General features: G+C 35.5%; 20 protein-coding genes and 3 tRNA genes. 12 read left to right on the top strand and 11 right to left on the bottom strand.

Annotated elements, in window-relative coordinates; translation table 11 throughout:
- Nucleotides 1–96: 96 nt before the first annotated feature.
- Complete coding sequence (trhO, locus tag BM371_RS08215; RefSeq protein WP_034677980.1) at nt 97–1,461, bottom strand: oxygen-dependent tRNA uridine(34) hydroxylase TrhO; 1,365 nt, start codon at nt 1,459–1,461, stop codon at nt 97–99.
- Nucleotides 1,462–1,808: 347 nt separating this feature from the next.
- On the opposite strand from trhO, the gene BM371_RS08210 reads away from it, so the two are divergent.
- Nucleotides 1,809–3,341 carry a trypsin-like peptidase domain-containing protein gene (locus tag BM371_RS08210; RefSeq protein ID WP_034678301.1) on the top strand — a complete coding sequence of 511 codons (1,533 nt, stop codon included), beginning with the start codon at nt 1,809–1,811 and terminating at the stop codon, nt 3,339–3,341.
- Nucleotides 3,342–3,409: 68 nt separating this feature from the next.
- On the opposite strand, the gene BM371_RS08205 is transcribed toward BM371_RS08210, so the two are convergent.
- The 3 genes from BM371_RS08205 to BM371_RS08195 form a co-directional block, all read right to left on the bottom strand.
- Entirely contained in the window at nt 3,410–3,868 is a 459-nt protein-coding gene (locus tag BM371_RS08205; protein ID WP_034677979.1) for a hypothetical protein, read from the bottom strand.
- Nucleotides 3,868–4,248, bottom strand: a complete 381-nt coding sequence (locus tag BM371_RS08200) for a RidA family protein (RefSeq protein ID WP_034677978.1) — start codon at nt 4,246–4,248, stop codon at nt 3,868–3,870. Before BM371_RS08200 ends, BM371_RS08205 begins: the two co-directional genes overlap by 1 nt.
- Nucleotides 4,249–4,384: 136 nt before the next feature.
- Nucleotides 4,385–6,973, bottom strand: a complete 2,589-nt coding sequence (locus BM371_RS08195; protein ID WP_034677976.1) for a putative LPS assembly protein LptD — start codon at nt 6,971–6,973, stop codon at nt 4,385–4,387.
- Between the two features lie 52 nt (nt 6,974–7,025).
- Between BM371_RS08195 and BM371_RS08190 the strand changes: the two genes are divergently transcribed.
- Complete coding sequence (locus tag BM371_RS08190; protein WP_051882910.1) at nt 7,026–8,318, top strand: N-acetylmuramoyl-L-alanine amidase family protein; 1,293 nt, start codon at nt 7,026–7,028, stop codon at nt 8,316–8,318.
- Nucleotides 8,319–8,373: 55 nt separating this feature from the next.
- Nucleotides 8,374–8,445, top strand: a tRNA-Glu gene (locus BM371_RS08185).
- Between the two features lie 78 nt (nt 8,446–8,523).
- Here the strand turns inward: BM371_RS08185 and BM371_RS08180 are convergent.
- Nucleotides 8,524–8,838, bottom strand: coding sequence for a hypothetical protein (locus BM371_RS08180; protein WP_034677975.1), 315 nt, complete (start codon nt 8,836–8,838; stop codon nt 8,524–8,526).
- 278 nt (nt 8,839–9,116) lie between these two features.
- On the opposite strand from BM371_RS08180, the gene BM371_RS08175 reads away from it, so the two are divergent.
- The 9 genes from BM371_RS08175 (at nt 9,117) to BM371_RS08135 (ending at nt 16,828) form a co-directional block, all read left to right on the top strand.
- Nucleotides 9,117–10,925: a chloride channel protein gene (locus tag BM371_RS08175; RefSeq protein WP_228376783.1), complete on the top strand. Its 1,809-nt coding sequence runs from the start codon at nt 9,117–9,119 to the stop codon at nt 10,923–10,925.
- A 107-nt stretch (nt 10,926–11,032) separates the two neighbouring features.
- On the top strand, nt 11,033–11,596 hold the full coding sequence (locus BM371_RS08170) for a hypothetical protein (RefSeq protein ID WP_034677971.1): 564 nt from the start codon (nt 11,033–11,035) through the stop codon (nt 11,594–11,596).
- A gap of 6 nt (nt 11,597–11,602) precedes the next feature.
- Entirely contained in the window at nt 11,603–13,726 is a 2,124-nt protein-coding gene (locus BM371_RS08165) for a cation:proton antiporter (RefSeq protein ID WP_034677970.1), read from the top strand.
- A gap of 157 nt (nt 13,727–13,883) precedes the next feature.
- Nucleotides 13,884–14,204, top strand: a complete 321-nt coding sequence (locus tag BM371_RS08160) for a hypothetical protein (RefSeq protein ID WP_034677969.1) — start codon at nt 13,884–13,886, stop codon at nt 14,202–14,204.
- Between the two features lie 77 nt (nt 14,205–14,281).
- Nucleotides 14,282–14,536 carry a 30S ribosomal protein S20 gene (rpsT, locus tag BM371_RS08155; protein WP_034677968.1) on the top strand — a complete coding sequence of 85 codons (255 nt, stop codon included), beginning with the start codon at nt 14,282–14,284 and terminating at the stop codon, nt 14,534–14,536.
- Nucleotides 14,537–14,546: 10 nt separating this feature from the next.
- Nucleotides 14,547–14,618, top strand: a tRNA-Glu gene (locus tag BM371_RS08150).
- Nucleotides 14,619–14,714: 96 nt separating this feature from the next.
- A tRNA-Glu gene (locus BM371_RS08145) sits at nt 14,715–14,786 on the top strand.
- A 129-nt stretch (nt 14,787–14,915) separates the two neighbouring features.
- Nucleotides 14,916–15,572, top strand: a complete 657-nt coding sequence (locus tag BM371_RS08140) for a FadR/GntR family transcriptional regulator (protein WP_034677967.1) — start codon at nt 14,916–14,918, stop codon at nt 15,570–15,572.
- A gap of 50 nt (nt 15,573–15,622) precedes the next feature.
- The gene (locus tag BM371_RS08135) at nt 15,623–16,828 is read left to right on the top strand and encodes an MFS transporter (protein ID WP_034677966.1); all 1,206 of its coding nucleotides are present in this window, start codon (nt 15,623–15,625) and stop codon (nt 16,826–16,828) included.
- A 255-nt stretch (nt 16,829–17,083) separates the two neighbouring features.
- Here BM371_RS08135 and BM371_RS08130 read toward each other — a convergent pair whose 3' ends face one another.
- The 6 genes from BM371_RS08130 to BM371_RS08105 form a co-directional block, all read right to left on the bottom strand.
- The gene (locus BM371_RS08130) at nt 17,084–17,407 is read right to left on the bottom strand and encodes a hypothetical protein (protein ID WP_074958649.1); all 324 of its coding nucleotides are present in this window, start codon (nt 17,405–17,407) and stop codon (nt 17,084–17,086) included.
- A gap of 110 nt (nt 17,408–17,517) precedes the next feature.
- A complete protein-coding gene (locus BM371_RS08125; RefSeq protein WP_034677965.1) occupies nt 17,518–18,192 on the bottom strand; it encodes a superoxide dismutase in 675 nt (224 codons plus the stop codon).
- Nucleotides 18,193–18,305: 113 nt separating this feature from the next.
- Nucleotides 18,306–18,989, bottom strand: coding sequence for an SCO family protein (locus BM371_RS08120; RefSeq protein WP_177225348.1), 684 nt, complete (start codon nt 18,987–18,989; stop codon nt 18,306–18,308).
- Nucleotides 18,976–19,251 (bottom strand): YHS domain-containing protein, encoded by a 276-nt coding sequence (locus BM371_RS08115; RefSeq protein WP_034677962.1) that lies wholly within the window; start codon nt 19,249–19,251, stop codon nt 18,976–18,978. Before BM371_RS08115 ends, BM371_RS08120 begins: the two co-directional genes overlap by 14 nt.
- Before the next feature lie 204 nt (nt 19,252–19,455).
- The gene (locus BM371_RS08110; RefSeq protein WP_034677961.1) at nt 19,456–19,818 is read right to left on the bottom strand and encodes a hypothetical protein; all 363 of its coding nucleotides are present in this window, start codon (nt 19,816–19,818) and stop codon (nt 19,456–19,458) included.
- Nucleotides 19,819–20,156: 338 nt separating this feature from the next.
- Complete coding sequence (locus BM371_RS08105; RefSeq protein ID WP_034678299.1) at nt 20,157–22,109, bottom strand: heavy metal translocating P-type ATPase; 1,953 nt, start codon at nt 22,107–22,109, stop codon at nt 20,157–20,159.
- Between the last annotated feature and the right edge of the window lie 21 nt (nt 22,110–22,130).

Genomic DNA, 22,130 nt, shown 5'->3' with positions numbered 1-22,130 from the left:
AAAAAGATAGCGCTCCTACGGAGCGCCATTATGTTAAACTGCAAAATAATACACAGATAAAACTCTTACGGAGTTTTCAACCTTGTTATTATGATATTAATCTAAAATCTTGTATATTTTATCTGACAAACGAACTCTGAAAGGAAGTTCAAACGTAATCTGATCACCAACTTTAGCAGTATTGCTGAATTCACCATCAACAAAAATCTGATTTATTGTAATCTCCTGCTCTCCTGTGGTCGGACCTGAAATTAATACTTTATCTCCTACAGATAATTCATTATTTTCTATTAAAAACTGTGCAATTTTCGATTTTGAGTAATAATGTTCCGCTTTACCGATCAAAGCTTTCTTAACTTTTCTTTTTTGACGAATATCTTTTGTCTCAGCTATTGTTGCTTTTGCCAAAGTCTGTGTTGAAAGCTCTCCGGAATTTTTATATTTCAAAGCTTCAGATTTTCCTTTTCTGAACACTTTATTACCAACCTGAAGACCTTTTCTTTTGGCAACCTGTTCTTCCCAAGGTAAATGAATGGTTTCCAGACATTCTGTAGAACAAGTATTTTCCATCGCCGCTTTACATTCGTCACACTGGATAAACAATAAATGACAGGCATCATTTGCACAGTTCGTATGGTTGTCGCAGGGTTTTCCGCATTGGTGACACTGAGAAATAATATCGTCTGTAATTCTTTCTCCTAAACGGTGATCGAATACAAAGTTTTTTCCGATGAATTTACTTTCAATATTTTCTTCTTTAATCTGGCGGGTATATTCAATAATTCCGCCCTCTAATTGGTAAACATTTTTAAAGCCCTGATGTTTGAAGTAAGCACTTGCTTTTTCACAACGTATTCCGCCGGTACAATACATCAAAAGATTTTTATCTTCTTTAAAATCCTGTAATTGCTCATTGATAATTGGCAAACTTTCTCTGAAGTTTTCTACATCGGGCGTAATTGCTCCTTCAAAATGCCCCACTTCACTTTCGTAGTGGTTTCTGAAATCTACAACAATCGTATTCGGGTCTTCCAACATATCGTTGAATTCCTGAGCTTTCAGGTGAATTCCTTTATTGGTAACATCAAAAGTTTCGTCATTCAAACCATCGGCAACGATTTTATGTCTGACTTTTATTGTTAATTTTAAAAAAGAGTGATTATCCTGCTCAACGGCAACATTCAGACGAATACCTCTCATGAAGTCATACTCTTCTAAAGTATTTCGAAATGCCTCAAAATTGTCTGCAGGAACACTCATTTGAGCATTAATTCCTTCATGGGCAACATAAATACGACCCAACGCATCAAGTGCATTCCAGGCTATAAATAAATTGTCGCGAAATTTTTTGGGATCTTCAATTTTGGCATACGCATAGAAAGACAATGTAAGACGTTCCTTACCAGCTTCATCAATAAGTTGAGCTCTTTCTTCTGCGCTTAAGGTGTTGTACAGTTGCATGCTATAAACGTTTTAAGTGAGAAAAATAATTCTGCAAATATAGCTAAATTTTAAAAAAGTTTAAAATGAGAAAGATCACTAGATCGGTGAAGGCATAAATTTTGACATTATGAATTACAATTTAACCTTTTGTCTGTTTTGCATATCTATAATATGACATTTTGTCTTTAATAATTTTTTAAGCAGTGTTAAACTACCACTATAATTATGACATAAACTATAAAATGGTATAATTGTCGTTAAATTTTAGTTAAAAATGAAACACTTAAGATTATTTACATACTTATTTAGCATTAAATTTGTGTAAGATAAAAAATAACAATTCAAACAAACAAAGAAGACATACAATGAAGAGTACATTTAAAAAACTATTACCATTTGCTGTAGTTGGAGTGCTTTCAGGAGCAACGACTGTCGGCGTACAACAATATTTAGGTTCTGATTCAAACAGTTCAGACCAATCTTATTTTACAAAATCTACCAACGCATCTTTTGTCGGAATGAATTCTGCAGCAGTGGGTGATGATTTTGTAAAAGCAGCCAAAACTACGGTTCCGGCGGTCGTAACCATCAAAAATTACCAGAGCAGAGCAACAAGCAGAGCTTCCGAGCAGGATCTTTTCGATTTCTTCTTTGGCGATCCGTTTGGAGGAAGAGGTCAGCAAAGACAAAGACAGCAGCAACAGGCTCCGGACAACATGCCTTCCGGATTAGGTTCAGGGGTAATTATTTCTCCTGATGGATATATTATTTCAAACAACCACGTTGTGGCAGGAGCAAATAAGCTTGAAGTAGTTTTAAGCAATAAGAAATCATACATCGCAACTTTGGTAGGAACCGATCCAAATACAGATATTTCATTATTAAAAATTGAAGAGAAAGGTTTACCTTATTTAAATTTTGCCAATTCTGATAATGTGGAAGTAGGACAATGGGTTTTAGCAGTAGGTAACCCGCTAGGTTTAAATTCAACCGTTACTGCGGGAATTATTTCAGCTAAAGGAAGAGGAATCGGAATTTTAGGCGGACAGGGTAAAGCAACAAATCCTATTGAAAGCTTTATTCAGACCGATGCTGCAATTAACCCAGGAAACTCCGGGGGAGCTTTGGTAAATGTAAATGGTGATCTTATCGGAATCAACTCTGCAATCTCATCAACCAACGGATATTACCAAGGTTACGGGTTTGCAGTTCCTGCGAATTTAGCAAGAAAAATCATTGAAGATATTAAGAAGTTTGGTATTGTACAAAGAGGTTTCCTGGGTGTAACTACTTTAGATCTTTCCAACGACCAAATGGTTGCAGCTTACAATAAAGATCAGAAAGCTACATTAAAAGCAGGTTCGGGAATGTTTGTAACCGGATTCTCTGAAAACAGCGGTGCTGAAGACGGAGGTATCAAAAAAGGTGATATCATTACAAAAATCGATACGTACAACATTACAGATTTTGCAGATCTTTCTGCTGCCATCGGAAGTAAAAGACCAGGAGATAAAGTACAGGTTACTTATCTGAGAAATGGTAAAGAAAATATAACAACCGTTACGTTGAAAGATCAAAAAGGAGGAACTTCTACAAGAACAAAAGCAGATCTTAGTGTAAGTGAAAAAATCGGAGCTGAGTTCGATCCGTTAAATGAAAAATTCAAAACTGATTACGGCTTAAACAGCGGTGTTGTAGCGAAGAACGTATCTGAAGGAAGTGAGATGGCTAAAATCGGTATCGTTGATAATTATATCGTGATTGAGATCAACGGCAAGCCAGTTAATTCTCAAAAAGATGTTGAAAAAATCTTAGAAAGCTATAAAGGAAATGTACAGGTAAAATTCGTAGATGACTACGGAAGAATTTATACAAAAGGATTCAAAATGCCTAACTAAACAAAAAAGATCATACAACAAAAACGCTGCAGATTCTGCAGCGTTTTTTTATGTTTAAAAATAATAGTTTAATTATTTTGATTATTCATCTTTTCAGCAATTCTTCTCTTTTTATTTCTTTCATAAATTACCTCAACGATCTTACCTCCCATCCATGCAAACGGAAAAAAGACAAGAAATATAGATATTTTATAAAATGTAGGATGATAGGGAAATATAATCACGTCCAACATTGCAATAAAAAGCATAATAAAACCAATAAGAATTGCATAAGCTACCTTTGCAAATTTTACAATCAAGGCAGTAACAACTCCTCCCACAGTAGTTCCCAAACCTGAAATAAACAGCAAAAATCCAAAAAAGGCATCATTATTTTTCATGCTTTCTAAAAATCTCTGCCAATGCTCAAACGGAGCAAATGCTTCAAAGGTTACCCACTGCGGAAAAACTCTTATACCAAGAGTGATTATAAGCCCTGCAATCACAAGACCTACCAAAACTGCAAATGTATTTCTTATAAAGCTCATTAATCCTGATGTGCGATCATAGAAATTTCGATATCAACATTCTTTGGAAGACAAGAAACCTGTACGGTTTCACGAGCAGGATAGCTTTCAGCATCAAGATATGATGCATAAATATCATTCATCACAGCAAAATCATCCATACTTTTAAGGAAGATGCTCGCTTTTACAACATTTTTAAAGGTCATTCCGGCTTCTGTAAGAATCGCCTCCAAATTTTTCATAACCTGATGCGTTTCTTTTTCGATACCTTCTACCAATTTACCTGTTGCAGGATCTACAGGAATCTGACCAGAAATATACAAAACTCCGTTTGCAAGATTTGCTTGTGAGTACGGTCCGATCGCTGCAGGAGCATTTACTGTGTTGATTGTCTTTTTCATTATATAGATTTATTATTTCTAAAAAATATCTTGTAATACACTGCTTATCATGAAATATTAAACAATTTAATGATAAGTCATTCGATTTTTACTTCGGCTGCAAAGATAAAATTTATATTCTAAAATCAACATGACTTTAGAAAGGTGCATTCGGTTGGGTGAAACTTCTGTCTTTATACTTTAATGCATCACTTAGTATATTCGCTTTAATTCCGATAAAGAAGTCATACACTTTGTACTGACCGAAAGGAACCCAGTTGAAATTGATAGTAAAACTTCGCTGGTCTCTCGAGAAACCGATTCTTGTATAAGCCAGTTCTTTGGTCACCATATCGTAGTGTGTACTTCCGTTGATATTCCAGTACGGAGTTAATTTAATACTACCATCTAAACCGATCGACGCCATTTTGGTCGCCGTTCGTGAAAGCGATCTTGAATATTGGTAATTGGCATTCACATTTAAAGTCCATGCCTGTTCAAAATGAGCGTAATTATCATCATCAAAGAAGTAATTTTCGTTTCTGATTTCTCCTTTTTGAGAATAGATTTTAGAATAATCTTTTTTCTCTCCAAACAGTTCGTTACTTAAAGGATAAGAAACCTGCACATTGAATCCCTGTACACTGAAGTGACCAAAATCCTCTGTTCTGATACCGGTATCTTCTCCCGGCGCAAACAATATTTTGTACGGATCGATTGTTAAGCTTGTATTGACACTTAATTTGTTATCAAAGAAAGAAGACTGTCCGTTAACAGAAATAATTGACCAAGGATGTGTTTTTGCAGCAAAGTTGTAATTACCGCTGATGTTCAGGGATTCAAAAATTTTCATTTTTTTCACTCCTGTAGAATCACTTTTAGATCTTACTTTCATTTCAACATTGTTTCCGATGTTGTAGTTCAAAGCACCGACCATACCGGTTGTGGGTGATCCTACAATTCCTTTATCAAAAATAGAATACGGCGTCAACGCTCCGTTCGCGTTGTAATAATTTCTGAAATAACCGAATTGTTCCCCACCGAAATCAGGAGAATAAGTAAATCCGATGCTCGGAGTCATCATATGTCTTATTGCCTGTATTGCTGATCCTTTTTTAAAATTGGCCTGTCCGTAAAGCTGGGTCTGAACACTTGCTGTTGTTGAAAAAATACTATATCCTGCTATTTTTTTATTGATTTGATCTACCTCAACATTCTGAATAGGGTCGTAAAATTTCGTCAGCGTTTTTGTGGTTAGGGCATTGTCAATCGTTGCTCCCAAACTGAAGGTGAAATATTTTGCAAAAGTAGTATTCGTTCCTAAAGCAATATTATTTTTAAGGCCGGTCTGCATTTTATCCCACATTTCGTTGGTAAACAAACCACCTTCTTCCATGCTTACAAAGTTGGATAGATTTAAACCTGTATTCACGGTGATATTTTCCAAAAGACCTGTTCTTACGCCCGTTTTAGACTTAAATAAATAAAACTGGTTGATGGCAACGTTCATTTGCGGAAGACGCAAATCGGATAATCCGGTAGCAAAATTCTGAGAATAAGAAGCCGTTCCTGTAATGGTTGCAGGAAGCTTCAGGAACCTTTTCGTTAAAGTAAGTGTTGAGTTTTGCTGAGTTCTCAAAACACTCTGATCCATAATATAATTATTGTTAACCGTATTATTGTAGAATGTCTGGCTCGTCATATCCACCGAAGCAGAAAAGGTAAGAAACGGGTTCGCTTTTGCATCCTGAGTATGTCTCCATGCGATTCTGTAAGTTCCTGTTTTACTGTAATTATCCAGACCTTTAATTCCTCGTACGGTACTTCCGATATCTGCTGAGAAATTACCCGTATATCTGTATTTTTTAAGATAATTCATTTCAGGTCTTAAGTTCCAGCTCCCTTTTGTATAAATATCGGCAAGAACTTTAAGGTCAAAATGCTCTCCTATCGGCTGATAATATCCAATTCCGTTCAGGAAAAAGCCCACATCCTGTCTTTCCCCAAAACTCGGGATCAAAATACCTGCAGATCTTTTGCTTGAAAAAGGCAATATCGCAAATGGCAAAACCAATGGAGTCGGAACGTCTTCAATATACATCTGCGACGGCCCTACAATCAAAGATGAGCTATTTTTACCCTTCTGCATTTTAATATAAGATGCCAAAAGGTGATAATCGGGTCTTGTATCTTTTTTTTCTATGTAGTAAGAATCGGTAGTAAATTCTGCATGACGCATTACAAAAACAGAATCGTTGTATTTTTTGGTTTTATCGGCAACAATAAGACCTTCACTTTCTTCTGTTCTTGCATCGTAGGCTATTGCTTCCCTTGTTTTTGTATTGTAATTAAAGCTTTTTACCTCATACTTTTTCCCACCCTGATTCACTTGTGCCAATTCAACAATATTCCCTAAAGAATCCTGCTTTCCGCGTGCGAAAATCAGACTTTTCTCTTCATCTATGGAGATGTAATCGGCATCAATCTGCATATCCTGATACTTCACCTGAGCATTTTTGTTCAGATAAATCATCTTTTTCTGCACATCGCGTCGCTTGTCATCGGCTTTTGTATAAAGAATATCCTGCAGAGATTCTTTAGGCACAGCTATGGTATCTTTTTTGGAAATAGTATCATTAATTATCGTAGCTTCTTTCAGTTTCTCAGGATTTTTCTGTGCTAAAAAACTGTTAAAAATTAGGATAATTAAAATTTGTAATATATTTTTGAAGACGGTTTTGTCCAATTTTATTCTGTATAATTTGGCTCAAAATTAATATAATTTTTAAAACTGTAAGATGTACAAACTAAATTTTAGAATAATTTTAGCATTTCTACTCATATTCTCCTCTACATTTATTTTCGCACAAAAAAAATTCACGGTCGTTTTGGATGCAGGTCACGGAGGAAGTGATAACGGAGCTAATAGAAATTATCCGGACATTGGTCTTGTTCAGGAAAAACATGTTACCTTGGCAATTGTTCTGAAATTAGGGGCAATGCTTGAAAAAAACAAAGATTTTAAAGTTATTTACACCCGAAAAATTGACGAATATCCTTCATTGACTGACAGAACCAATACAGCTAACAGAAGCAAGGCAGATCTTTTCATTTCGGTTCACGTAAATTCTTCACCAAGCCGATCGGCAACTGCAAGAGGAACCGAGACTTTCGTACAGGGACCGGCACAGAACAGAGAAAACCTTGAAGTAGCAAAACAGGAAAACAACGTAATCTATCTTGATGAAAAAGATAAGGAAACGTTTGCTTCTTATGATCCTTCTTCACCAGAATCTCTTATCGCTCTAAAACTTCAGCAAAGTAAATATCTTGAAAACAGCCTGATTGTGGGAAGTTTTGTTGAAGAAAATTTTGAAAAAACAGGACGTTTTTCAAGAGGTGTGAAGCAGGAAAACCTTCACATCCTGAGAAGAAGTGCGATGCCATCTATCCTTATTGAAACCGGATTTGTGAATAATTATGAAGATGCAGCTTTTTTAAATTCAGAAAAAGGGCAACAGGAAACTGCAGAAAATATTTACAAAGCGATTATTGATTATAAAAAAGCAATTGATAGAAAAGGAGGCGTGCAAATTGTCACCAAAAAGCCCGAACCTGAAAAACCGGCAGAAGTAGCATTGAAAAATGATTTCAGAATTCTACTGATGACCATGCCTGTAAAATACAATAACGGCGACCCTGAACTAAAAGGTCTGAATTATGTTCTTACCATTAAAGAAAACGGACTGTACAAATATTATTACAGTGTTACCAATATGGCTTCTATAAAAGACATTAATCTTAAAACGGCTAAAGATGCAGGATTCCGAAATGCATATGCAGTAGGATTTATGCCAAATCAGAAATTAAGTATTGGATACTACAACATTGAAGTCTATACAGGAAAAGATAAACTGAGCAGCAATTCTTATATTCTGCAGACCCTGAAAGATGTGGAAAGAAATAAATCAAACGGCATGTTCTATTACACCTACGGAAAAGTTTTCACTTTGGAAGACGCCGTGAAACTTCAGAAAGAACTGGAAGACAAAGGAATAAAAAACACCGTTATTCAGAAGAATTTTAAATAAAGGTTATGATTTTGAAGTTTGAAAGTAAATTCATACTTTTGCAACCTCAAAATTTGGCCTATTCGTCTAGTGGTCAGGACTCAAGGTTTTCATCCTTGCAACAGGAGTTCGATTCTCCTATAGGCTACTTACCAAAACAAAAAAGCTCTCTCTTCAGAGGGCTTTTTGTCTATAATTATCTTTAATATATTTTAAAACTACATTCTTAATAAGCTTTATAAAATTCAAACCTCTGAAATTTATCTTTCCTGTAAACTTTAAATTTTAGGCTATTCGCTTCTTTAGAAATTGAATCTCCTACTTTAATATTATATGGCAAAATTCCGGTTGAGTCAACCTGTAATCCGTTTTCTAAATAAAATTCAGTAGTTCTTAACTGCCAATTACTTCTGCCTACCACTTTTGAATTCACTTTCTCGCGGGAAAATCTGGCGTAATTATAATTGGCATAAACCAGATATACGCTAATAGCTATGACAGCAATAATAAGAGGTAAAAACTTGATATACTTTTTATTCATAATATTTTTCTAAACAGACTAATAAATGCAACAAATTTATTCTTTCTTACTGAGATCTCTTCTGATTTTTGAAGGTTGAAATAATTACCTAAAATTATTTGCATAATAATCAGAACATTAAATAATCAGATTCCGTATTCGGGTCAATCAATAAAGAATTGAAATCACGATATCTCTGCCTGAAAAATATTCCCTAAATTTGCGTTTCTTCTCATTTCAACTCACTTCTAAAATCTAAGCCGGTGAATATTCATAATAAAAAAAAGTTTCTGAGCTTTTTGAAGTTTAAAAGAGACTTTCAAAAGTATGGGCTCGAAAAAGCACGCAGCTACGAGCTCATCCTTCACTGGTTAAACAACAGACTTAGCCGAAATCAATTCCTGGTTTTATCCGGAATTCTCGTAGGCTGCACCGCAGGTTTGGCAGGAGTAATCCTGAAAACTCTGGTTCACAATATTCATTATTTTATTACTACCAAAGTTCATTTTGAATATCAGATCTTATTCTACATTATATTTCCGTTCTTAGGAATTGTTCTTACCACTTTGGTTGTTCTTACAATCTTTAAAGGACAAGACAGAAAAGGCATCGGAGCAATTTTATATGAAATAGCACAAAACTCAAGCATTGTATCTTCAGTAAAAATGTACTCTCAGATTATCCAAAGCGCCATTACAGTGAGCTTTGGTGGTTCCGCAGGTCTTGAAAGCCCGATCGCCGTTACAGGAGCTGCCATTGGTTCCAATTATGCACAGACATACCGTTTAAGCTATAAAGAAAGAACACTTTTGCTTGCTGCAGGCGCAACAGCAGGAATTGCTTCAGCTTTTAATGCGCCGATTGCAGGAATCATGTTTGCTTTTGAAATTTTATTGACCGGTGTTGTGTTTACCGATTTCATTCCTTTGGTCGTTGCAGCGGTCTGCGGAAGTTTACTGTCCCGGATTTTACTTCAGGAAGATGTGCTTTTCAGGTTTTATACAAGAGAAGCTTTTAATTATCTCAACGTTCCTTATTATTTGATTTTAGGAATTTTCAGTGGTTTGTACGCAAGATATTTTGTGGTGATTTCCCAAAAGGTTGAACATTTTATTAAAAAGTTAAAACTATCCCGTTTAAGAAAAGCAATGTTTGGCGGTGCAGTTTTATCGTTATTATGTGTGCTTTTTCCGCCTCTTTTCGGAGAAGGTTATGATACCGTAAAAGCTTTTACCAATGGAAACACGCATTCCATCATAGAAAATAGTTTGTTCAGATATTTTGAGATCAAAAATTTTACGATCATCATTTTCTTGGTTTTGGTTTTAATATTAAAAGCTTTTGCTACTTCTTTCACTATTTTCAGTGGCGGAAACGGTGGTAATTTTGCACCTTCCCTCTTTGCAGGCGGTACTGTCGGATATTTATTTGCGATTATTTGCCAACAATTAGGTTTTGAAAACGTTCCGGTTACCAATCTTGTCCTGGTCGGAATGGCAGGAACGATGAGCGGTGTGATGTACGCTCCTCTCACGGCTATTTTTCTAATTGCAGAATCCAGTTTTGGTTACGATCTGTTTATTCCGCTGATGATTGTTTCAATTATGGCATATTTAATTGCTAAATGGTTCTCTCCTATTTCGCCAGAATTAAAATCATTAGCCGATCAGGGAAAAATTTTCACCAACAAACATGATGAAAATTTATTATTTACTTTAAAAACCGAAGATTTTATCGACCGATATTCGCAAGCGGTTTCAGAGAATGCCCCAATTACAGAACTGTTTGAACTGGTAAAAAATGGCAACAAGAATATTTTTGCAGTTGTTGATGATCAAAAAACTTTAAGAGGAATCTTAACATTGGATGATATACGACCTTATCTGTTTACAAACGATGAAGTTTCGGCAACGATTATTCAGATCATGAAAACGCCTCCGGCAATTATTCATCCGGAAAATCAGCCATTGGAAATTCTTAAAATGTTTGATGATACCGCCGTGTGGAATTTACCCGTAGTAAATGATAAAAACCAATTCATCGGATTTATTTCAAAATCAACAATTCTTATGAGCTACAGAGAATTGTTAAGAGATTATTCATCATAATATTCAGCTTTTATAAGGCTTAAATTCTTCTCAACACTATCTTTTTACAACCGAAATCTTGGATTGATCGGTAATTTTTTCTTATATTTAAAGAACAACTTACTTTTATGAAAAATCCTGCACTTTTAATTTTCCTTTTATTATTCCTTATAAACTGCGATAACAAAGAAAAATCCAATGAATTAATGCAGAGAGAACAGCAATTATTGGATAAAGAAAAATTGTTTGCCCAAAAGGAAGCAGAATATCAATCTCTTCTGAAAATGAGAGACAGTATTTTCAATCAGCAACATTCGGATTCCATCAAAATTGTAAAATGGCCCGATGAAATTGCCGGAGTCTGGACCGGAAAAGTAATCTGTACAGAATCCAACTGCAGCGATTACGTTGTCGGAGATCAGCGTACCGATACCTGGGAATTCGCCAGCGATTCCATCCAACTGTTTAGCAAAATCATCAACAACAACAATCTGGTACGTTTATATTCCGGAAAATTTGAAAATAACGAAATCAAACTTAATTTTAAAACAGATTCCACTGCAAAAAAACAAGTGGATATGAATGTCCTTCTGAATGATATTTCAGACACCAAAATGAAAGGGGTAAGAACTATTGCTGTAGACAATTGTATGGCAAAATTCTCCGTTGAACTGATTCGCTCTAAAAAATAAGCACAAATGACTTTACTAAGCATACACAACCTAAGTCTTCCCATCGAAGATCCGGTACTGAAGTTTCTCTTGGTGCTCATCATTATTTTGGCAGCACCACTTTTACTCAATAAAATAAAAGTTCCACATTTATTAGGCCTGATTATCGCAGGAGCCGTAATCGGACCAAACGGTTTCAATGTTTTGTCGAGAGATAGCAGCATTGTAGTAACGGGAACTACCGGCTTACTGTACATCATGTTTTTGGCAGGTCTGGAAATCGACATGGGAGATTTCAAGAAAAACAAATGGAAAAGCCTCACTTTCGGTTTGTACACATTCATCGTTCCTTTTGTTTTGGGCTATTTAGGTGGAATTTACATTTTAGATTTTTCGATTTTAACCTCAATACTTTTTGCAAGTTTATTTTCATCACATACATTGATCGCCTATCCTTTGGTCAGTAAATTAGGGATCGCTAAAAATTCCGCGGTCAACATTACGGTGGGCGGAACCATGATCACAGATGTTTTGGCACTTTTGGTGCTTGCGATTATCGTAGGAATGTCTCAGGGTGATGTGGGAACAGAATTCTGGGTGAAACTTTCAGTGTCATTTATCGTTTTTGCTTTAGTCGTTTTATTGATTTTTCCCATTATTGGAAGATGGTTTTTCAAAAAAGTTGATGATAAAATATCACAGTATATTTTTGTATTGGTGATGATTTATCTTGCTGCTTTACTGGCAGAATTTGCAGGCGTTGAAGCAATTATCGGAGCTTTCTTTGCCGGATTGGCTTTGAACAGACTCATTCCGCATACTTCTTCATTAATGAATCGTGTAGAATTTGTCGGGAACGCCATATTTATCCCATTTTTCCTGATCAGTGTGGGAATGCTGATCGATTTTAAAGTATTTTTTAAAAGCTGGGAAACCCTGGAAGTTGCAGCGATCATGCTTACTGCATCTATCGGAGGAAAATACCTTTCCGCAGTTGCTACTCAGAAAACATTCAGACTTTCCAAAGAAGAAGGAAGACTTATTTTCGGGCTCAGTTCGGCTTCGGCAGCAGCAACTTTAGCTTCTGTAATGGTTGGATATAATATTATTCTTTCTGAAACCGAAACAGGAGAGCCCATCAGATTGCTTAACGAGCATGTGCTTAATGGAAGTATTTTGTTGATTCTCGTCTCTTGTACTATTTCATCATTTATTTCGATGTCTAATGCACAGAAAATTGCAGAGCAGGACAATGAAGAAACCATTTCCGGAAACAGCCATGAACAGGAAAACATTCTTTTAGCGTTAAACTATGAAGCAACGGTCGAAAGAATGGTGAATCTGGGAACTTTAATTAAAGCCCATTCGAATACAGAAAATCTATTTGCCTTAAATGTTATTAATGAAGATAAAAACGAGTCTTCAGTAAAAAATGCGGAAAAACTGCTTCACCTCGCAACTGACACGGGTGCTGCAGCTGATGTAAAAATTCAGCCATTAAAAAGATATGACAACGATGTGATCAACGGTGTCAACAATGTTATTAAAGAACAAAACATTACCGATCTCATTATTGCTCTCGAAGATGAAAAAGGCTTTTCTCCATCTTTTGCATTTAATCTTTACAACGGGTATCTGCAGAGTGAAGATGTGAATGTTCTCGTATATCATGCTGCCCAACCTTTATCGACAATAAAAAAATATGCAGTTATGCTTCCTGAAAATGCTCATCAGGAAGCAGGATTCTTCCATGCGCTTCTAAGAGTCTGGAATATTGCCCGAAATTCCGGAGCGACCATTACCTTCTACGCTTCTGAAAATATTCTGAATATTTTGCAGAGAATCATAAAAAAAGCCAATATAGAAGCAGAATTCATCATCATGAATACCTGGAAAGACGGTGAAAAAACAGCAACAGAGCTAAAAACAGACGAAGCACTGATCGTTTTCATGGCAAGAAGGGGAATGAAATCTTATATTCCACAAATGCGCCGTATTCCAGAATTGCTCAACAGGTATTTACTAGATAAAAACTACCTTCTCATTTTTCCTTTTTCCGAGTTTGACACAACCAGTTCTGAAAAAAGATCTGTAGGCAATCATGATGATTTCATGGAAATTGGAAACGTGATCAAGAGAATTTTTAAGTAATTTTAAATTAGATTTTGTTTAGCATTCGAAAAATATTACTTTTGCAAAAGTTTTGAATGACTTTTGCGGGTCATTAAAATCAGAATTGGTAAAAATTATATTTCATTATTTGAAGAGTACTTATTACCATACTCTCAGAACTACCAAATTTTTTATCATGCCGAATTTAAAAATTCAAGAAGCGAAACTGCTTTTTAATAAAATTCGCTCAAACCCGAAAGGATATGATTTAAAAACTAGTACGGAAGGGATCACAGGCAAGGATGATAAAATTAGTTTCAAACTCTACAGGAGCGGAGAGAAAAGTATTTTTGAAGTAACCATCGACGGACTTACTTTTTCCAACTCTACGGGAGAATGGAATAATGCAATAATTATGTTGGAAAATATCATCCACAAAATAGAAAACGAAACTGAAAATATTAGAGTACAACAAGCCCTGGACAAGCTTAAAAAGTACCTTTCAGAAGAAAACTAAAAATATTTTAAAATAATCAAAAATAAATTTGGTGGGTAACGAAAAAGTCTATACATTTGCACTCACATTTAAACGATATGGCTAATCATAAATCAGCACTTAAGAGAATAAGACAAAACGAAGTTAGAAAAGTTCGTAACAGATACTATCACAAGACTGCTAGAACAGCAATGAAAGTCTTGAGAAATGAAGAAAACAAAGCAGCTGCATCTGAGCAATTGCCTAAAGTTATCGCTTTATTGGATAAATTAGCTAAGAAAAACATTATCCACAAAAACAAAGCGGCTAACTTGAAAAGTAAGTTGACTAAGCACGTTAATAAATTAGCGTAATTATATAGTTGGCCCGTTCGTCTATCGGTTAGGACCTCAGATTTTCATTCTGGTAAGAGGGGTTCGATTCCCCTACGGGCTACTAAATTTTAATTATTACTAACCGAATAATTAAATAAGAGTTGAAACTTATAAAAACAAAAACTAACCCTACAGATTTATTTGTAGTTTGGTAGATGGCCCGTTCGTCTATCGGTTAGGACCTCAGATTTTCATTCTGGTAAGAGGGGTTCGATTCCCCTACGGGCTACAAAAGAGATTTCAAATTTTGAAATCTCTTTTTCGTTTTAATTATGGTTAAAAATCATAAATTAAACCTATTTGGTAAAACTTTAATACTATATCTTTGCAATTCATCAGATGATATGATGTTCTGATTATGCAGATTCAAAGAAAGACTTTAGCGGAAGAAGTAGCAGAGAGATTGATCGAAGGAATTTCCAACGATGAATATGGTATTGGTGAAAAACTTCCGACAGAACCTGAACTGATGAAAATCTACGGTGTTGGTCGTTCAAGTATTCGTGAAGCTATTAAAATTTTGTCCATTAAAGGTATTTTGAATGTACTGCAAGGTGTAGGAACTTTTGTAATTTCTAAAAATGCTGAAGAGTCTTTAGAAGCGCAAATGAATAAAGCGGAAATTAAAGACGTTCAGGAAGTCCGTTCTCTTCTCGATTCGAAAATTGCGGCAAAAGCAGCAATAAGCCGAAACGAAAAAGATTTAAAAAACATAAAAAAATACTTAGAACTCCGAGCTCAGTTTGCAGAAGCTAATCAAGCTTCAGAATGCTATGAAGCTGATGCCAATTTTCATCTTGCTATTGCAGAAGCTTGCGGAAATAAACTTTTAAAAGAGATTTACAAGATCGCTACGAAACATATTATGAGTTCGTTTCAGACGAAGCATGATAACAATACCGAATCATTTAAAATTTCTCAAAAAATACATACAGAGCTTTATCAGTGTATTTCAGGTCAGGATTCAGATAAAGCGTCTGTTATTGCACAAAAAATTGTTGATCAAACCTACTAAAAATTTTTAATAAAATTCATCAGATGATATGATGAATATGATTTAATATTATGGAAAATATAAGTACCAAGACCATTGACACAACCAAAATTGTTTATCCGATTTTGTTTATGATCAGTTTTTCTCATTTCTTAAATGACTTAATTCAATCTACAATTCCGTCATTGTATCCTATTCTAAAAGGAGAATTCAGATTATCATTCGCACAGATCGGAATTATCACATTGGTTTTCCAACTTACAGCATCTATTCTACAACCTTTTGTAGGAATTTATACCGATAAAAAACCAAATCCGAGATCTTTGGCCATCGGAATGGGATTATCTATGGCAGGTCTACTTTTATTGGCGGCGGCTCATGAATATTATGTGATTTTAATTTCGGTTGCATTAATCGGAATGGGTTCATCTATATTTCATCCTGAAGCTTCAAGAGTGGCGCAAATGGCATCGGGCGGACAAAAAGGTTTGGCGCAGTCCATTTTTCAGGTTGGTGGAAATTCGGGAAGTGCTATCGGACCATTGTTGGTTGCCTTAATTATTCTTCCTTTGGGACAAGGTTATGTAGGGTTATTTGCAATCGCAGCATTCATTGGAATCATCGTCTTATGGAGGATCGGGAATTGGTATTCAGAAAGATTATCATCAAGAAAATCATCAAAACATCCGAGTGATGTTATTGAAATACAATTATCAAGAAAAAAAGTTTTGTTTTCTATCAGCGTTTTATTGGCTTTGGTATTTTCGAAATACATTTATCTGGCTTCAATGACGAATTATTTTACATTTTTCCTGATTGACAAATTCCATGTATCTGTACAGGATTCTCAGCTTTATTTGTTCATTTTCTTGGCTGCAGTTGCCGTAGGAACCATTTTAGGCGGAAAACTCGGCGACAAATACGGCAGAAAAAAAATCATCTGGATTTCTATTCTGGGAGCTGCACCATTTACCCTGTGTCTTCCCTACCTACCACTATTCTGGACAATTATTTTTGCTGTTTTAATAGGATTAATTATTGCTTCAGCTTTTTCGGCGATATTAGTTTATGCAACAGATTTGATGCCTAATAAAATCGGCTTGGTTGCCGGATTGTTCTTCGGATTTATGTTTGGAATGGGCGGAATTGGATCTGCCATTTTAGGAGCAGTTGCAGACGATACGAGTATTGAATATGTATTTAAAATCTGTGCATTCTTGCCGTTAATGGGTATTATTACTGCATTTTTACCCAATATAAAAGGAAACAAAAAATAATATTTCTGAAAATAATTAGAATATTAGGTGTAAAATATGCGTTTGAATCAGCTTATCCTAAAATTCTATTAAATTTTCATTGTAAATTTTTTAAGTTGAAATTTTAATAGAAAGTCTGCTGAATGGAACCATTCAATCTTAACCACAAAAGTTTGCACGGCTCGAAGTACCTGCTTTGTCATTCCGTAGGAATCTAAGCGGAGTTTTTAAAATCATAACGTGAAAATCTTTGTTGAGATTCCTACTGAATGACAACTACACGATAATTTTAAAACAAATGCAAAACTTCTGTGATTTAAACAAGATTTGAAAAAATAACTTAAAAACCGGTGGTTTGAAAATAGGTTTCGGACAGAAAAAATACGCCGTTTCGTAAAGAAAATTTGAATTTGAAAAGAAAGCGTTTTCTGTTTTAGTGATTTCGGTAATTTCAGGAAGAACGTAGATGTCGAGAAGTTTCTGCCCTGAATTTTTTGTTTTGTGTAAAGGTGAAGAATCTGTATTGGTTGTTTTGGATAATTCTTTTGCTAAATAACATTTTCCGTTACAGTGGAGATTCACATTTTTTCCTGTTGACACACAATTCTACGCTGATGCATTGATAATTTACAGCATACTCCACCAACGGAAACAGAGGTCTGAAAACCGTAAAAAAGGTGAGAAATATGCTGCAAATTAGGTTGAAAAGATTATTTTTTGCTTAAAGCTTCGTCGTATCTTCTGCTGATTTCTTTCCAGTTGGTTACATTCCAGATCGCAGTAAGATAATCTGCTCTTTTGTTCTGATATTTCAGGTAATAAGCGTGCTCCCAAACGTCGATTCCGAAGATTGGTGTACCTTTTTCTTCCACAACATCCATCAAAGGATTGTCTTGATTTGGCGTAGAAGAAACGAACAATTTTCCGTTTTTATCTACAGAAAGCCAAGCCCAGCCAGAACCGAAACGGTCTGCTCCCGCTTTTGCCATTTTTTCTTTGAAAGCATCCATACTTCCGAAAGTATCGTTGATGGCTTTTGCCAAGTTTGCAGAAGGTTTTGTGTCTTTTTGTGGGGTTAAAACAGTCCAGAATAATTCGTGATTGTAGTGACCACCTGCGTTATTTCTTACCGCCATTGGTAAAGTTCCTGCTTTTGAAAGAATCTGAAACAACGTCTGTTTTTCCTGTGGAGTTCCTGCAATTGCTTTATTCAAATTGGCAACATAAGCTGCTGCATGTTTTGAATAGTGAATTTCCATAGTCTGTGCATCTACATTTCCTTCCAATGCATTGTAAGCATACGGCAAAGGCGTTTGCTTGAACTGTGCAAACGCAAACTGCGCCGCGAAAACCGCACTTAGTGCAGCGATTTTAAAAATCTTCATAACTTTTTGTTTATATGGTTGAACATTTATTTTTTTGTTGCTGGAAGTGGGGTGATGGAAGATGGAAGTTTACAGCCGGGTACTATAACTTCCCGCTCCCCTCTTCCCTTTTATTAATCTTTCAATAATTTTTTAACATCCTCAATTAAGATCTCTCGGTCGGGATGATATTTGCCGTTTAATTTAGGCAATGTTCCTTCTTTGTCTTCATAATTCAATCCTGAATAATATAGAATCGGCATATTTTCTTTGTTGTAGCGGCAACGTATATTTCCTTCCTGATCGACAAGTGCGATCATTCCGCTGTGGTTGAGATTTTCACTTTCGTCTTCTTTGTCTCCGACATAAATATCAAACTGGTCAGCCAGATTTCCAATGTAATCCCGGTTTCCTGTTAAAAAATGCCAGTTCGGAGATTTTGCTCCAATCTTTTTGGCATGTTGCTTCAAAAGTTCGGGAGTATCATTTTCCGGATCGATGCTGATGGAGATGATACCGAAATCGGGACTGTTGATCTCATCTTCAATAAATCTCATATTGGTATTCATTACCGGACAAATCGTCGGACACTTGCTGAAGAAAAATTCAACTAAATATACTTTTCCCAACATATCTTTACTGGTAATTTTTTTGTTATTCTGATCCGTCAGTTCAAAATCAGGAACCTTCATCACCGTATAAAGATTGTTTTTAAAATAGCTCATCCCAATCCCAATTCCCACAAACAGCAAAGCAATTACCACAATCGGAATAATGATTTTGCTTTTCGTATTGTTTTGCTTTTTATTTTTGGGCATACTTCTCAGGATTTTTTTTGAATTCGTCTCTGCACATTGAACTGCAAAAACCGTACGTTTTTCCTTTATAAACTGCCGTATCTTTCATATCGGCTTCCGTTGGCATATTACAAATCGGGTCTACCGCATTCGCAAACTTCACTTTTGGGGTAGTTGTTTTTGTAGGAGTATTTTTCTTTTTATGCTTTACTTTCGGGGTTTCCTGAGCACAGGCTAATAATGAAACAGATAAAAATGCTGTTAATAAAATCTTTGATTTCATTTTATTTTAAATTGAAATTAATAATTGCGTTGAATTAAATAAGTGCTTTTTAAACTAAATTTAATGTTGAAATTATTTTAACGCTAGGTTCGCAAAGTTTTTTGTAGACTTGATGTTTATTCGTTCGCAAAGGCGTTATACTCAGCAAATGATAGCTAAGTTATTTCAATATTAGATAAACTAAACATTTAGTTTAAATACATTTTAAGCTAAAGGAGGATGGAATATTCGGGAGAAATATTCTGAAGTATGAGAATCAATATAATCCGAATTAGTTTTTTTTAATTGAATATTTGATTGAGAAAATTCTGAGAAAGAGAGAATTTCGTGAGACAAAAACACATCCAGGCCTGCAATTTTTACATTCTGAGAATTGCTGGATTGCTTTTCTGTTTTTGCCAATTCTTTTCCGACATAACATTTTCCTTTACAGTTGGAATCTGCTACATTTCTGTTTTCACAAAGATTTTTTACGATATAATCATAGTTAATTACATAGTTTAACATCGGCAAAACAGGACGTATTGCAATGGTAAAAACGATGAAAAACGATATGAAAAATTTCAAGTATCAAATCTTTAGCACAAATATAGTGTAGAAAATTGAGTTGAGCGGTAATTTATGATGAAAGTCAGGTGAGATGGGTAAGTTGGAAGTAGGGAGTTAGGAGATGGAAGTTTTTTTGTTTCCACGGATTACACGGATTTGCACAGATGTTTGTGTTGATTATTTTTAAATCTGCGTAATCAGCAAAATCTGCGAGAGATAAGGTTTTGGCTAAAGCCAATTGAAATTATCTTCTTTTTAGGCGGGATAAAAACCTACCCCTATTGAATGAGAGAGCAAGCACAAAATCTGTAACCTGCTCGTAAGCTTCCAGCAACCAGCTTCTAACTTCCCGCCCCTTAAAACTTCATTCTCTGAATTCTTACCGCATTTAAAATTGCCAGTAAAGCTACACCGACATCCGCAAAAACGGCTTCCCACATCGTTGCCAAACCTCCCGCTCCAAGAGCAATAACAATACCTTTTACAGCAAATGCCAAGATAATATTCTGCCAGACAATTTTTCGGGTTTGTTTTCCGATATTGATTGCCATTGGAATTTTCATAGGTTTATCATCCTGAATAACGATATCCGCAGTTTCAATGGTAGCATCACTTCCTAATCCGCCCATTGCAATTCCGACATCACTTAAGGCAACAACAGGAGCATCATTGATTCCGTCCCCAACAAAAGCTACTGACTGATTTTTTGCTTTTAATTCTTTTACTTTATTGACTTTATCTTCGGGAAGCAAATCGCCATATGCATTTTCGATTCCTAATGTTTTAGCAACAAAGTCTACGACGGAAGTTTTGTCGCCGCTTAACATTGTTGTTTTTACATTCAGAGATTTAAGCTTATTAATGGTTTGTTTTGCATCTTCCTTTATCGAATCTGCAATCGTGAGATAACCGACAAACTTTTTATCGTAAGCAATTGCTATTAAGGTGTAGACGATATTTTCGGCATTTACATCATAGGAAATATTGAACTGTTTTATTAGCTTTAAGTTTCCGACCAATAATTCTTTTCCGTTAATTTCGGCTTTCAGACCTTGTCCTGCAATTTCTTCCACATTTTTCAGCTCAATAGAATGGTCGATTTCGCCTGCAAAATCATGAATGGCTGTTGCAATGGGATGTGTTGTTTTGCTTTCCAGAACATTGACCCATTTTAAAATTTCATCTTTATTAAAACCATCATTAAAATGGACTTCCTGAACTTTAAACACGCCTTCCGTCATTGTTCCGGTTTTATCCATGACCACATTTTGTATGTTGGCGAGAATGTCTAAAAAATTACTTCCCTTAATTAAAATTCCATTTCGGCTTCCCGCTCCGATTCCTCCAAAATAACCAAGCGGGATAGAAATAACCAATGCACACGGACAGGAAATCACCAGGAATACCAAGGCCCGGTACAACCAACTTTTAAACTGATAATCTTCAACGAAAAAATACGGTAAGAAAGTAATTCCGATGGCAAGAAATACAACGATTGGCGTATAAATTTTCGCAAATTTCCTGATGAATAATTCTGTAGGCGCTTTTTGAGATGTTGCGTTTTGAACAAGCTCCAGTATTTTACTCAGCTTACTGTCTTTATATGCCGCCGTCACTTTTACCTGACTCATTGAATTCAGATTAATCATTCCGGCTAAAACGGTTTCGCCTTTTACTTTTGTATCAGGTTTGCTTTCTCCAGTCAATGCTGATGTATTGAATGAAGCTTTTTCGGATAATAATTCGCCATCCAATCCTAATTTTTCACCAGATTTCAACTGAATAATTTCTCCGATATTCACCGATTTTGCTTTTGCCACTTTTGGTTGTCCGTTTTCCAAAACTGTCACCTCATCAGGACGCTGGTCTAAAAGTAATTTAATGTTTGTCTTTGCTTTCGTTACTGCCATTGCCTGAAAAACTTCACCCACAGAATAAAACAACATTACCGCAACTCCTTCCGGATATTCACCGATGGCAAAAGCACCGACTGTTGCGATTCCCATCAGGAAAAACTCAGAAAAGACATCGCCATTTTTAATGCTTTCAAAAGCTTCTTTTAAAACGGGCAACCCAACCGGAACGTAGGCTATTAAATACCAGAAAAGACGAAACCATCCGTTAAACCAAGTGTTTTCTATAAAATTATCGAAACTAATTCCAATCAGCAATAAGACAAAAGAAATAATCGCCGGAAGAAACAGCCGGAAAACAGACTGATTTTCCACATCATGAGAATGCTCATGGTCGTGGTCTTCGTGATGATGATTGTGCTCTTTTTTAGGTTTTGTACTGCAACATTCTTCCATAACTTTAATTTTAGTCAAAAT

Source organism: Chryseobacterium formosense (assembly GCF_900116415.1).
In the GTDB taxonomy this organism is placed as follows: Bacteria; Bacteroidota; Bacteroidia; order Flavobacteriales; family Weeksellaceae; genus Chryseobacterium; species Chryseobacterium formosense.
Note: the sequence above shows the minus strand (reverse complement) of the source record. Positions and strands in the feature narration are given on the sequence as shown.

Coding starts and splice junctions, on each gene's coding strand:
- trhO (WP_034677980.1), bottom strand. CDS start 1,461: ATGCAACTGTACAACACCTTAAGCGCAGAAGAAAGAGCTCAACTTATT.
- BM371_RS08210 (WP_034678301.1), top strand. CDS start 1,809: ATGAAGAGTACATTTAAAAAACTATTACCATTTGCTGTAGTTGGAGTG.
- BM371_RS08205 (WP_034677979.1), bottom strand. CDS start 3,868: ATGAGCTTTATAAGAAATACATTTGCAGTTTTGGTAGGTCTTGTGATT.
- BM371_RS08200 (WP_034677978.1), bottom strand. CDS start 4,248: ATGAAAAAGACAATCAACACAGTAAATGCTCCTGCAGCGATCGGACCG.
- BM371_RS08190 (WP_051882910.1), top strand. CDS start 7,026: ATGTACAAACTAAATTTTAGAATAATTTTAGCATTTCTACTCATATTC.
- BM371_RS08180 (WP_034677975.1), bottom strand. CDS start 8,838: ATGAATAAAAAGTATATCAAGTTTTTACCTCTTATTATTGCTGTCATA.
- BM371_RS08170 (WP_034677971.1), top strand. CDS start 11,033: ATGAAAAATCCTGCACTTTTAATTTTCCTTTTATTATTCCTTATAAAC.
- BM371_RS08165 (WP_034677970.1), top strand. CDS start 11,603: ATGACTTTACTAAGCATACACAACCTAAGTCTTCCCATCGAAGATCCG.
- BM371_RS08160 (WP_034677969.1), top strand. CDS start 13,884: ATGCCGAATTTAAAAATTCAAGAAGCGAAACTGCTTTTTAATAAAATT.
- rpsT (WP_034677968.1), top strand. CDS start 14,282: ATGGCTAATCATAAATCAGCACTTAAGAGAATAAGACAAAACGAAGTT.
- BM371_RS08140 (WP_034677967.1), top strand. CDS start 14,916: ATGCAGATTCAAAGAAAGACTTTAGCGGAAGAAGTAGCAGAGAGATTG.
- BM371_RS08135 (WP_034677966.1), top strand. CDS start 15,623: ATGGAAAATATAAGTACCAAGACCATTGACACAACCAAAATTGTTTAT.
- BM371_RS08125 (WP_034677965.1), bottom strand. CDS start 18,192: ATGAAGATTTTTAAAATCGCTGCACTAAGTGCGGTTTTCGCGGCGCAG.
- BM371_RS08120 (WP_177225348.1), bottom strand. CDS start 18,989: ATGCCCAAAAATAAAAAGCAAAACAATACGAAAAGCAAAATCATTATT.
- BM371_RS08115 (WP_034677962.1), bottom strand. CDS start 19,251: ATGAAATCAAAGATTTTATTAACAGCATTTTTATCTGTTTCATTATTA.
- BM371_RS08105 (WP_034678299.1), bottom strand. CDS start 22,109: ATGGAAGAATGTTGCAGTACAAAACCTAAAAAAGAGCACAATCATCAT.